We start from the raw sequence: 13,507 nt of genomic DNA, 5'->3' as shown, positions 1-13,507 counted from the left end.
CTAACTCTCCATTAATACTGGATTGGTCGACACATCTGCTGCGACCAATAAATCTGGATTGGCCACCTGATACATGACGTAATCATGGTAGCCCGTCGTCACTTTATAATAGCCGCCAAGCTCGCTATCTAATTTAGGGTCGCCACTATCCACAATTAGTGGCCGTCCATCAAGTGCTTTTAGCTTAGTTTTTGTGGCGAGGATAATAATATTGTCTTTTCCGATGCGCCGAATGAGCTCAGGCGACAACTGTTGATTGCCGCGCCCTAAGATATGGCCTTGACCGCCAATCAGAGTGATCACCAACTTAGTCGGCTTATCTTGGATCAGTTTAAGTAATTCATTCGCGGTTAAATCACTGCCGACAAGGTTTTTATCTTGAATAAGATCTACACCTAACAAGGTATTGTCCAGACCTAACTCTTCCATCACAAAGGCAACCGTACTGCCAGAGCCCATGATGTACAGCTCATCTTCCATTTGATTGATCACATCGGCGGCGATATCGGCCAGCACGAGTTCATCGACTTCCTTACCGCCCATCTTCACCGCTTGCACATAACGTGGCTCAGCGGGCACTAAAAGTTCACCAAATCGTTTGGCGCGCACTGTGCCTTGGCGAAAAGCCACTTCGTCGATATCCATCACATCGGCGGACATCAAACTAACAAGTTCACCATCGAGCAACATTTTGACCACCATGCCAGAGGCATGGGGCGTAATACCGTAAACGCCGGAATGAATTTTCACGCCAGCGGGCACACCAAGCACGGGTAATTTGTCATCGATAGTGGCTTGCTCAAACACGGAGTAAACGTCGCGTGCCGTGCCATCACCACCGGCAAAGAGCAGTAAATCCAGAGGTTCATCCAGCAGCGCACGCACAACGGCCTGCGTATCCAGTGCCTGTGTTTTATCCGGGGTTTGATACACCACTCGCGTGGTAAAACCCAGTGACTTAGCGGCGTCCCCACCCATGATTCCTGAGGCGGTAATAACCTCGATGTCATCGGCATAATCACGGATAACCTCAAGTGCCTGCATCATACGCAAAGCGGCTTTCGGTTCGGCGCCTAATGCAAGCGCCTCTTCGGCAACGCCATCGCTGCCCTTAAGGCCAACACTGCCACCTAAGCCAGCCAGTGGATTGATCACTAACCCTAAACGAAACCGAATCACTTTTTACCTCACTTAACGCAATTTTGGTATTTTATCTTTATATTTTAGTATCTTAACAGATGCTTTTAATCGTGACTGATATTGCTAGATTGACATTACTAGGCCGCATGGGCGGCAACGCCAGGTTTATCCCTAGGAATAAAGAATACCGCCAGCATAGCGGCAAAGGCGCATCCAGCAGCAAATACCCAAGACCAAACCGCCCCGCTACCATCGCCCCAAATATAGCCGCAAATCCAAGTGCCGAGCGCGCCGCCAACCCCAAAACTTAAGCTAGCGTATAGGGCTTGACCTTGGCTTCTGTGACTCGCATCGAAATGCCTGTGCACAAATTGAATCGATGCCGCGTGAGTTAAGCCAAAGGTAAAGGCATGCAATAATTGACTAAAACCAAGCCACAATACGCTATCCACCCCAAAGGCGACCAACAACCAACGCAAGCAAGTCATGCCGATACTGACAATCAATAGGGTATTAACACCATAGCGGCCCAGTAAACGCGGCGCGAACATAAACATCACGATTTCGGCCATAGCGCCAAGGGCGACAAATATCCCCGCTGAAGATTCTGAGTAACCCGCTTGTTTTAAATATAAGACGAAAAAGCCGTAGAAAGGCCCTGCGCTCATTTGCAGCAACATAGCCGAGAGTAAGAACCAAATAATTGCCCGATTCCATTGTAATGGCGGCCGCACTTGACTGGTGTCACGAACTAAGCGATTTGCTGGTAATGGCAACGCACTGGCTAACATGCCGATAAACAATGAAAAACCGATATAAGGCAGCACTTCAGTGCCCCACTGGCCAATCGCAAAGCCCGCACCGACAACGAGGCAAATATAACCAACACTGCCCCAGCTGCGAATTTGACCGTAGCGGCTGGCATTCTGGCCTAAGGTTTCTAAGGTGATCACTTCAAGCTGGGCAAGGATCGCATTCCAAAAGAAAGTATAGAGGGCCAGACTCAGCGCCATATACACAAAACCGCCATGGTAGAAAAAACTCAAATACGCCAGCGCGGCGGCTCCCGCGCCCATTTTGATAAGCTCAGCACGCATCCCCGTTCGGTCAGCCACTTTGGCCCACACATTCGGGGCAACGATACGCGTCGCCATCAGGATGGCGAGTAAAAAGCCAATTTCTTGAGGATTAAAACCGCGATTTTCGAAGAAGACCCCAAGATATGGGACCATAGTACCGAGAATAGAAAAGAAGAAAAAATAGCAGGCACAAAGCCAGCGTAATTGCCGGCTTGTGCTAGAAGAAGTTGACATTAACGCATTCCCTTTATCTCATGCCACTTGTTGTATCGTTATCGCATACCATCTATCACATGCGCCTATCTCATACCCCTATTTCATGCGCCTATTTCATGCGCCTATTTCATGCGCCTATCGCATACCAAGCACGGGCGTGTGACTGCGTACATCCTGATTTTGCGCTCTGTGTCTTAGCAAGTGATCCATCAACACAATAGCAAGCATAGCTTCGGCAATCGGTACAGCGCGGATCCCAACACAGGGATCGTGACGACCTTTAGTGACAACTTCGGCCATTTCACCCTGCGCCGTCATACTTTGGCCCGGCACACTGATGCTTGATGTGGGTTTTAAGGCAATATGGGCAATGATCGGCTGGCCCGATGAAATTCCACCGAGCACACCGCCCGCATGGTTAGATTCAAAGCCTTGAGGTGACATTAAGTCACGACCTTCGGAGCCCTTTTGAGTAACTACGCCAAAACCATCACCAATCTCAACACCTTTAACGGCATTGATGCCCATCAGCGCGTGGGCAATATCGGCATCCAATCGATCAAATACTGGCTCACCTAAACCCACTGGCACACCTGTCGCGATAACGGAGATTTTCGCGCCAATGGAGTCACCGGATTTTTTCAGCTCACGCATGTATTCATCAAGCGCTTCAAGCTTGCTGGCATCGGGGAAGAAAAAGGCATTTTGCTCAATTTGGTCAAGATCAATAGTCTCGGCACAAATAGGACCCAGCTGGGACATAAACCCATAGATCTCGATACCATGAACTTGCTTCAAATACTTTTTAGCCACCGCACCCGCCGCAACGCGCATCGCGGTTTCACGGGCAGACGAGCGGCCACCACCACGGTAATCACGCATACCGTACTTTTGCTGGTAGGTATAATCGGCGTGTCCAGGGCGGAATAAATCTTTGATATTAGAGTAATCTTGACTACGTTGATCGGTATTTTCGATCAAGAGTCCAATTGAGGTACCCGTGGTTTTACCTTCAAAAACGCCGGATAAAATCCGCACTTCGTCTGGCTCACGGCGGGCCGTGGTATATCGGGATGTCCCTGGACGACGGCGGTCAAGATCATGCTGCATATCGGCTTCGGTTAATTCAAGCCCTGGTGGGCAACCATCAATAATGCAACCCAGTGCAACACCGTGACTCTCACCAAACGTCGTCACTACAAAATTTTGACCAATACTGTTTCCAGACATCCGCTTTGTACACCTTAGGTTATTTGTTCATCGCTCCGTGTCCAGCGACCACTGGACAATTTATTTTCCCGCTGCAAGCCTAACTGGCAGCGGGAAAAGTCTCAACCTAATTTGCTATCTTAGGTTATTCTGCGTCGCGATAAATGCCGAACACTGACTGATTTTCGACCAGTTGATCGCGGGTCAATACAAATACGCCATCGCCGCCATTTTCAAAGTTAATCCAAGTGAATGGCACTTCTGGGAATTGCTCAATCAAATGCACCATAGAATTGCCCACTTCGACCACGAGTAAACCCGTTGGCGTGAGGTATTGCGCGGCATTGGCCAGTATGCGTTTGGTTAAATCTAAGCCGTCGCGACCTGAGGCTAAACCAATGGCAGGCTCATGATGATATTCATCTGGCATGTCGCCAATGTCTTCGGCATCCACATAAGGTGGGTTTGAAACAATCAAATCATACTGTGGACCTTCTGGGATTGCCGAGAACAAATCCGATTGCATCGGGAATACTCGGTCCATCACGCCTAAGGTTTCGATATTAATTTGCGCCACATCTAAGGCATCTTCGCTGATGTCCAGCGCGTCAACTTCGGCGTCTTCAAATTCGTAGGCACAGGCAATCGCGATACAAGCGCTGCCAGTACATAAATCTAAAATACGCGTTACTGGTTTGCCATATAACCAAGGGCTAAAACGATTGGCGATCATTTCGGCAATCGGTGAACGTGGCACTAACACACGCTCATCGACGTAAAATTCAAGTCCGGCAAAACGCGCTTTGTTGGTCAGGTAAGGCACAGGTAGGCGCTCTCTGACACGGCGAATAATCAACTCGACAATTTTATGCTTTTCACTGCTGGTCAAGTTGCTTAAAATCACTTGCTGGCCGATTTCTTCGGGTAAGTGTAAAGCATGGAAAACTAAGGCGATGGCTTCATCCCACGCATTATCAGTACCATGACCATAATACACATTGGCGTCGTTAAAACGGCTCACGGCCCAACGTAACATATCGCCAATAGTGCGTAATTCTGTCACAGCTTCATCTACAAAGATCTTATCCAAAACGTGCTCCCGCTAGTTTGTTCGCGAACATTGTAACTGAACTCTATTCAGAAACCATAGGATTCAATAGAATACCCGCCATGAATAAAGACGACGACAAAGAAGGCTTGGCGATGTTCTCAGCGCTTATCGATGGTATTAAACCCATCACGCAAAATAAGCGACACTTTCGCACGCCCTTAAAAACCAAACAGGAAATAGAACTGAAAGAGCAGCAACTGCATGCTAACAGTTATTTCTCAGATACTTATCAGCCGCTACTGCCAGTTCAAGGGCCAATGCGTTGGTTAGAGGAAGGGGTTGATAGCCTAGAACTCAAACGCCTGCGACGTGGGGATTACCAGCCAGATTTACTGCTGGATTTGCACGGCTATCGCCAATCGGAAGCCAAACTTGAGTTAGCGGCACTGATCCAAGCCTGCGTTAAACAGCAAAGCCTGTGCTGCTGCATTATGCACGGCTACGGCAGTGGCATATTGAAACAACAAGTCCCCATGTGGTTAGTGCAACATCCTATGGTGAAGGCTTTCCATCAGGCCCCTAAAGAATGGGGCGGCGATGCGGCGTTATTAGTGCTGATTGATATTGGTGAGCAGCCGCATAGACGTTAACTCGCTATCGGCTTTAAACATTAACGTTTCAGGTTTTGCGATTTAGTGATTTTGCGAGTTTCCTACGTTTACTGAAAACGAAACGGCCCACATTCAGTGGGCCGTTTCGTTTGTAAAAGGGATATAAATCAAGACTAGCTAATGCTGTGGGGCGCGTGCTGCCACACGATTGAAGCTTGCTCGGCATGTTTATCAATGAGCGTAATGCCCGAAGTGGCAAATAACGGCGGCTCAACGCCAGCAACTAACTCACTGACTAAATAGCCCAATAACGGCATGTGAGCAATCACTAGCACTTTATCCGCCTTGTATAACTCAGCGTAGGCTACAACTAACGCGGCTACATTGGCGGGATCGCCAGAAGGAACAAGATCATCAGCGACTAACCACTTACGCGGCTCAGGAAAATGCTGACTCAGCTCCTGCCAAGTTTGCTGTGCACGTAAGTAAGGACTCACCAAAACAAGATCGAAATCAGTCACACTGCGAGCCAACCAGTTGCTCATCAACACAGTATGGTGCCTTCCAACATCGGTCAGTGTTCTGTCTCTATCAGACTGAGCATTAAATCCGGCGTCACCATGTCTCATCAAAAATAGCTGCATACTTCTCTCGCGACTCAAACTTGTTTTTGTTTTATCCCAATTGTAGCCCTAAAATCCATTTCAACAAACCTTGTAAGACTTAATCTTTAGTCGATAAACACAAGAGATATTTGCTAAAAACCATTAAGACTATCAATATATAACAAGCTATCGTTATCGGAGTGTCTCTTTGCAAGCCTCTCAGTCCATTTATAAAAGTCCAAATGATCACCGTCAGTATCGTTATCTTGTGTTAGATAACGCGCTTAGGGTGTTATTGGTTGAAGATCAAGATGCCAGCCAAGCGGCCGCATCTATGGCTGTAGGCGTGGGTCATTTTGATGATCCCGCAGATAGACCCGGCATGGCGCACTTTTTAGAGCATATGCTCTTTCTTGGTACCGAAAAATTTCCCGACTCAGGCGAGTACCATGCCTTTATCAACCAACATGGCGGCAGCAATAACGCTTGGACGGGCACAGAGCACACCAACTTCTTTTTCACCATCAATGAAGATGTGTTTGCCGACTCCTTAGACAGATTCAGCCAATTTTTTATTGCACCTAAATTTGACTTAGAACTGGTCGACAGAGAGCGCCAAGCCATTGAATCTGAATTTAGTTTAAAACTGAAAGACGATATTCGCCGTACCTATCAAGTGCTCAAAGAGACAGTTAATCCACTGCATCCTTTCTCAAAATTTTCAGTCGGTAACTTAGTCACCTTAGGCGGAGAGCAAGCACAGGTACGTAGCGAATTACTCGATTTCTATCAAAGCCACTACAGCGCCAACTTAATGACCTTGTGCTTGGTCGCGCCGCTTTCCCTCGACGAATTAGAAGATTTAGCCTGCCATTATTTTAGCGGGATCCAAAACTTGAACTTAGTGAAAAACTATCCTCTAGTGCCGCTGTTTTCAGAAAATGAGCTGTTAACCCAAATTGATATCGTACCGCTTAAGGAGCAAAAACGCTTAAGCATCAGCTTTAATTTCCCTGGCATTGACCACTACTACAAACGTAAGCCTTTGACTTATATCAGCCATATTTTAGGTAATGAGAGCCATGGCAGCCTGTTGTCCTATCTTAAAGAGCAGGGACTGGTGAATAACTTGTCCGCGGGCGGCGGCGTAAATGGTTATAACTTCAAAGATTACAGTATCGGTTTACAATTAACCGATAAGGGATTGGCGAATCTTGATGAGATAATCAGCTGCTGTTTTGAGTATATTGAGCTCATCAAAACCCAAGGTTTAGATGAATGGCGTTATTTAGAGCGCGCAAACCTGCTCAAAATGGCATTTCGCTACCAAGAGCAAGTTAAATCACTCGATTTAGCCAGCCATCTCAGCATCAATATGCATCATTATGAAGTCGAAGATTTGGTCTTTGGTGACTATCGAATGGATGGGCTGGATATTCCAGAAACCATATCCCTACTCGAGCTAATGACGCCCCACAATATGCGTCTGCAGCTTATCGCGCAATCGGTTAAAACGGATCGTAAAGCCAACTGGTATCACACGCCCTATAAAGTGCGCCCTATTGCACCTCAGTCCCTCGTTCGTTGGCAAGTGAGCAGTATTCGCCCAGAATTACAATTACCTGCAGCAAACCCATTTATCGTCGCCGACTCCATTCCTCGACCAGATAAGAGCGATGTCGATGTACCAGTGATCGTTGCAGAATCGACGGGATACCGTATTTGGCACAAGAAAGACGATGAGTTTAATGTGCCCAAAGGCCACATGTATTTGTCGCTGGACTCAGAGCAGGCGAGTAAAACACCAAAACATGCCGCCCTCACCCGCCTGTATGTTGAAATGCTGCTCGATTATCTGACAGAACCAACCTATCAGGCCGAAGTCGCGGGCTTAAGTTACAATATTTATCCGCATCAAGGTGGCATTACCCTGCATTTATCGGGCTTTACCGGTAATCAAGAAACCCTTTTGGCCTTGTTAATCCACAAAGCCAGAGAGCGTAATTTTACTGAAGAACGTTTTGCCCTGATTAAATCTCAACTACTGCGCAGTTGGCAGAATCTAGCGCAGGCTAAACCTATTTCACAATTGTTTACTAGCCTCACTGTCACGCTACAAAAAAGCAGTTATGAGCCTGCCCGCATGGCTCAAATGCTCGAAGACATAAGCCTTGAAGATTTGCATAACCATGTACGCGCCTTTTACGAAAAGATCTATCTTGAAGGATTAGTTTATGGGGATTGGTTAGTCTCTGAAGCACAAGCTCTCGGTAAACGCTTAGAGCACATATTGTCCTTGGTTTCGACGCCAAGCGCAGAGTCCACCAGAGAATTAGTCAATTTAACGGGTCAAGGCACCTTACTTAGAGAACTTGCAATAGAGCATCAAGATAGCGCGATCATTGTGTATTACCAATCCGCAGTGGCAACGCCAGAAAAGATGGCTCTGTTTAGCTTACTAAATCATACTATGTCGTCCACCTTCTTCCATGAACTGCGCACTGAAAAACAGTTGGGCTACATGGTAGGCACAGGTTATCTGCCGCTCAATCGCCATCCAGGACTTATTTTTTATATCCAGTCACCTACGACTGGACCACTGCATTTATTAGAGGCGATAGACGAGTTTATTGCCGACTTTAATTACGCCGTGATGCAAATCACCAACGAAGAATGGGATAGCACTAAGGTCGGTCTTATTAGTCAGATCATGGAGCACGATGCGAACCTCAAAACTCGCAGCCAACGATATTGGGTCAGTGTCGGCAACAGAGATTATCAATTTAACCAAAGAGAACTGGTTGTAGACGAAATCACTAAGCTCACCCGCACTGATTTACTCAAATTCATGATGCGTAGAATGCGCACCAAACACAGTGACCGCTTAGTCTTATTTAGCACGGGTGAACAGCACAGAACCCAAGCGGCGTTGCTGTCAGAAAAGATGATCACAGATCTCAAAACGTTTAAGCAAACGGCAGAGAAGTTTAATTTCTAAACAAAAACACTTTTACACACACATTTGTTCACAAATTTGGACAAACAAACAAAACCGCTACAAATTAGCCCAACTATAGTTGTATCTATCACGGTTGGGCGTAATACTAATGTAAAACATGGCTAGTCCATGCTCTACCCCTTCTACTGCGGACAATTTTGCTGCATCTACATGCTGTTAAAAGGATTTTTAGCCGCCTCCGCTTTGACAAAGCCCTCACTTTCTGGAAAAGTGATGTAACACAATTGTTTCATGGCATCCTCGGATAATAAGAACAAACACTATGCCTAAAGCACTCTTTAAAATTATTTTTCTTCTAGCTATTTTCCTATCGACTGCAGAAGCGCAACAATTACCAATAGCTTTAAAAACTAAGTCCTATGGCGTTCCAGAAGGCCTATCCCAAAGTACAGTCACATCGGTCATTGAAGATAATGATGGTTACATCTGGATTGGTACTTTGAACGGATTAAATCGATTCGACGGTGAAGAATTTAAGCATTTTTTTGCACATGATCACTCAGGTCTATCTAGTTCATTTATTCAAAGCCTATTATTTGACAATAAAAAAATGTTAGTTGGAACTGACAATGGTTTAAATGTTTACGACTCAGAACTTGAATCCTTCAAAAAACAAAAAAAAATAAATGAAGCCATATGGTCTATAAATGACAATGGTGAAGTTTATACAATAGGTACTAAAAACAAAATAATTGATATTAGAAAAGATAATTTAGAAATAATAAAAACATATCAAGATGAAAGCTTTAGCTTCATAAAGAAAGCAATAAAGACCAACAACGGCTATATTATAAGAAATCATGATGGTAAAATCATTCATTATCGCGAAGATTCAACAGCTACTATTTTATCCCTACAATCTGTAGACATAGTAAAAGGCAGAAGTGGAATTTACATTTTAACATCAGATGGTATTTATAAAAAAATATCTGAAGACATACCGAAGTCTCTTGCTGGTGAGTATACAGCTCTAGCCGTGATTGATGGTCAAGTAATACAAACAAACCTTGAATCATCAGAGGTAACATCAAAAGGTTATGTATTAGAAAATAAAGAAATTACAAATCAGGTTCAAGCCTACAGAACGAATAACTATACAATAATACCTTCATTAAATATGGGATTTATTCTAATCAGAGATAGTAGCAATGTTGTAAAGTCCCTAATAAATCCTATCGGAAATATCTGGTCAATAAGCTTGTTAGACAATGAACACATTGTGACTTCTGATGATAGTAGCGAAGTGGAAGTATATAATTCAAACTTTATCCTCGAAGACAAAATAGACACAGGAATATCAGGACCTAAGTATATCATAAGAAACAATGACTCTTTAATTATTGGGGGTAATAATGGTCTTTATGAGTTTAATGGGAATTTAAAAGCAACAATATTAAGCGATAGCATTGTCACTCTATTTAAAAACCCAAAAAGAACCGAATTAATTGTTGGAACAAACAATTCAGACATATACATAATTGATCTACTAGATAGAAAAAAAATTCGAAAACTATCACTAAAAAATAAACACCCAATCTTCCAAATCCAACAGACCTTTGATGGCACACTTCTACTTGCTACTCAAGGTGGGTTGATAAGTATAGATGCTAACGGCAACGAAAAAACAATTTTTGATGATGACTTTGTTTATTGCATAACTGAGACACCAAGTGAATATCTTTTTGGAACAAGAACTTCAATCTATTCGACTAAAAAAGAAACGTTAGAAACTAATAAGGTTTATAACTCAAACAAACCAATCTACTCAATCGCAATTGATGATAGCAATGACTTTATGGCATCTTCCATAAATGAGTTGATTTTAAGCAGAAATGGAAAATTACTCACACTAACAACTGACTATGGTAGTCAAGAAGAATACAATAATCAGAGTGGGATATTCTGGAATGGCAGTTTCTTTTTTGGTGGAATATCTGGCGTCAGTGCAATAAATAAAGTTAATGCAATATCTTATATTGAAGACAATGTTATAAACACTAATATCAGTGAGCTTTTAGTATTTAACAAAACTGTTAATATAGGCGATGAGCCACTAGGAAAAAGTATATCGAAATCAAAATCAATTGAGTTAAAATATTCAGACTATCCATTTACACTGAAGTTCAACTCTCCGAAGTCAAGCCATAAACATATTGAATACTTTTACAACCTAAATGGTCTATCAGATACATGGATTACTGCAAAAGGCACAAACTCTGCAACCTACACAAACCTCTCACCTGGTCATTATATTTTTAATGTATTTGGTGAGAACCCTGTCACCGGAGTAAAAGGTCCAGTAAATTCTCTTAATATTTATATATCCCCTCCGTGGTGGCTATCTTATTGGGCAAAATTAATTTATTTCATAACTGTTTTGCTCGTAGCTTTTTTTATTATAAAAGCTGTGTTACGAAAAAGAGAAGTGCAACGCCAAATAGCGCTCAGTGAAGAAAGATTAAAACTTTCCTTATGGGGAAGTGGTGATGAAATGTGGGACTGGGATATAGAAACTGGCAAAATTTTCCGCTCAAATATCTGGGGAGCACTTGAATTTCCGCGTGATGGACATCGCTCGGGTAAATCGGATGAGGAGAGTAATATACATCCAATGGATCAAGAACGTGTCCGAGAAGCGCTCAATAAGCATTTTTATGGTGAAACAGATCATTTCGAAGCCGCATACCGAGTTAAAGGTAAAGACGACAATTGGGTATGGATCCTAGACCGCGCCAAAATTGTAGAACGTGATGAAAAAGATAATGCCCTGCGAATGACTGGAACGATTAAAAATATTAGTCAATTTAAACAAAAAGAAGAGCAACTAAAACTCTTTGAAAAGGCTATTGAAAATATTTCGGAAGGCATGTTTATCCTCGACAGCGAATACCGTTTTGTCGAAGTTAATGAAGCTTGCTGTAAGATTTCATTACGTAACCGAACTGATTTTATTGGTAACTTACTCACATTTGATTTATATCCTGAAACCTTCTCCACCCAAATCAGGACCATGTTGAAACAACAAGGTCGCTGGGCAAATGAAGTAGAAGCCGCAAGAGGAGATAAAAGTCACTTCCACATGGAGCTCACTATCGATGCTATCTATGATGAGTTAGGCGAATTGTCACACTATGTCGGGGTTTTTTCGGATATTTCGAGACGGAAACAGCAAGAAGAAGAACTTAGAAAACTAACCAATAATGATCTTTTAACCGGACTACCTAATCGCTCCAACTTACAAGTGACCTTAAGTAACCTAGTGAATCGAGAAATAGCTCATGCGCTTATGGTGCTTGATCTTGATAATTTTAAACGTATTAATGATTCCCTAGGCCATCAAATTGGCGATACTTTATTAAAGCTCGTTGCTACCCGCATTAAGTCCTTACTTCCTAAAAATACCAGTATTTATCGTCTAGGCGGAGATGAATTCGCCATTGTATTAGATAAAGGCTCAGATATAAGCGCCAGCGCTGCGATTGCTAACCGTATTATCGAAGGGTTAAAACCCGCTTTTGAAGTGAGTAATGAACAACTAGTCCTAGGATTAAGTATTGGTATAGTGCTATTCCCAGAAGACGAGCAAAGCGAGCAAGCATTACTGAGGAAAGCTGACATTGCTATGTACCATGCTAAGTCAGCGGGGGGGAATTGCTATCAGTTTTATTCAGAGTCATTAAATCAACATGCGATTAGGCAGTTAGAAATAGAGAATCTCATCCGTGAAGGCTTAAAAGATGATCTATTTGAAGTTTATTATCAGCCTAAGGTTGATCTTAAGCGCGGTAAAATTGCAGGCATGGAGGCTTTAGTCAGATTAAATCATCCAGTACATGGCTTGATACCCCCAAATGATTTTATTCCACTTGCTGAAGAAAACGGCTTAATTGTTGAAATTGGTGAAATCGTCTTACGCAAAGCCTGTTTCGCAGCGCAGAAATGGCGTGAACAAGGAATATTCAGCGGCAGAGTCGCCGTCAATTTATCGTCACGTCAATTTGCACTCCCCGATATTCAACAGCGAATAGAGTCAATTTTAAGGCTCACCAAACTCCCCGCTTGTCACCTTGAATTAGAAATAACCGAAGGTACTGTCATTAAGCAGCCGGAAACGGCGATTATTGTCATGCAGCAACTGGCTAAAATGGGCGTTAGTTTGGCACTCGATGATTTCGGCACTGGCTACTCGTCTCTTTCATACTTAAAACGTTTCCCGATTCATACTTTAAAAATTGATAAAGCTTTTGTTGACGATATTGATAAGTCTGATCGCGATCTCAAAATGGTCGATTCTATTATCACTATCGCCCATAACATGGGGCTTTCTGTTGTGGGAGAAGGGGTAGAACAAGCAGCACAATTGAACATTTTACGGGCACTTAACTGTGAAGAGATCCAAGGCTATATCTTTAGTAAAGCTATAAAAGAGACCGAATTTACCCTGCTACTCCAAGAAGACATGATAAAGCCAAACACCAAAAGCAACATTAATTAATCATTTAACTCTCAATTAGATTTCGATTTACAACATTGGCACAACAAGTGCAATAGCACTATCAGTGTCAATAATAAATCAA

General features: G+C 43.3%; 8 protein-coding genes. 3 read left to right on the top strand and 5 right to left on the bottom strand.

Going from position 1 to position 13,507, the window contains the following annotated elements; genetic code table 11:
* From FW758_RS04665 to prmB, 4 genes are all read right to left on the bottom strand, one after another.
* Positions 1-1,179, bottom strand: a complete 1,179-nt coding sequence (locus FW758_RS04665) for an ATP-NAD kinase family protein (protein WP_446444773.1) — start codon at positions 1,177-1,179, stop codon at positions 1-3.
* 98 nt (positions 1,180-1,277) lie between these two features.
* Entirely contained in the window at positions 1,278-2,453 is a 1,176-nt protein-coding gene (locus FW758_RS04660) for an MFS transporter (protein ID WP_446444772.1), read from the bottom strand.
* A gap of 117 nt (positions 2,454-2,570) precedes the next feature.
* Positions 2,571-3,665 (bottom strand): chorismate synthase, encoded by a 1,095-nt coding sequence (gene aroC / locus FW758_RS04655; RefSeq protein WP_012587325.1) that lies wholly within the window; start codon positions 3,663-3,665, stop codon positions 2,571-2,573.
* A gap of 124 nt (positions 3,666-3,789) precedes the next feature.
* A complete protein-coding gene (prmB, locus tag FW758_RS04650; protein WP_006082234.1) occupies positions 3,790-4,734 on the bottom strand; it encodes a 50S ribosomal protein L3 N(5)-glutamine methyltransferase in 945 nt (314 codons plus the stop codon).
* 80 nt (positions 4,735-4,814) lie between these two features.
* Here prmB and smrB point away from each other — a divergent pair, with 80 nt between their 5' ends.
* A complete protein-coding gene (gene smrB / locus FW758_RS04645; protein ID WP_006082235.1) occupies positions 4,815-5,345 on the top strand; it encodes an endonuclease SmrB in 531 nt (176 codons plus the stop codon).
* Between the two features lie 134 nt (positions 5,346-5,479).
* Here smrB and sixA read toward each other — a convergent pair whose 3' ends face one another.
* On the bottom strand, positions 5,480-5,950 hold the full coding sequence (gene sixA / locus FW758_RS04640; protein WP_006082236.1) for a phosphohistidine phosphatase SixA: 471 nt from the start codon (positions 5,948-5,950) through the stop codon (positions 5,480-5,482).
* Positions 5,951-6,119: 169 nt separating this feature from the next.
* Here sixA and FW758_RS04635 point away from each other — a divergent pair, with 169 nt between their 5' ends.
* Positions 6,120-8,909, top strand: coding sequence for an insulinase family protein (locus FW758_RS04635; protein WP_446444771.1), 2,790 nt, complete (start codon positions 6,120-6,122; stop codon positions 8,907-8,909).
* A 283-nt stretch (positions 8,910-9,192) separates the two neighbouring features.
* Complete coding sequence (locus FW758_RS04630) at positions 9,193-13,425, top strand: EAL domain-containing protein (protein WP_446444770.1); 4,233 nt, start codon at positions 9,193-9,195, stop codon at positions 13,423-13,425.
* Positions 13,426-13,507 lie beyond the last annotated feature (82 nt).

The organism is Shewanella sp. 1180_01 (genome assembly GCF_052850535.1).
Note: the sequence above shows the minus strand (reverse complement) of the source record. Positions and strands in the feature narration are given on the sequence as shown.

What these genes read in the sequence shown, in the direction of transcription:
- FW758_RS04660 (WP_446444772.1), bottom strand. Translation starts at nt 2,453, where the DNA reads ATGTCAACTTCTTCTAGCACAAGCCGGCAATTACGCTGGCTTTGTGCC.
- aroC (WP_012587325.1), bottom strand. Translation starts at nt 3,665, where the DNA reads ATGTCTGGAAACAGTATTGGTCAAAATTTTGTAGTGACGACGTTTGGT.
- smrB (WP_006082235.1), top strand. Translation starts at nt 4,815, where the DNA reads ATGAATAAAGACGACGACAAAGAAGGCTTGGCGATGTTCTCAGCGCTT.
- sixA (WP_006082236.1), bottom strand. Translation starts at nt 5,950, where the DNA reads ATGCAGCTATTTTTGATGAGACATGGTGACGCCGGATTTAATGCTCAG.
- FW758_RS04630 (WP_446444770.1), top strand. Translation starts at nt 9,193, where the DNA reads ATGCCTAAAGCACTCTTTAAAATTATTTTTCTTCTAGCTATTTTCCTA.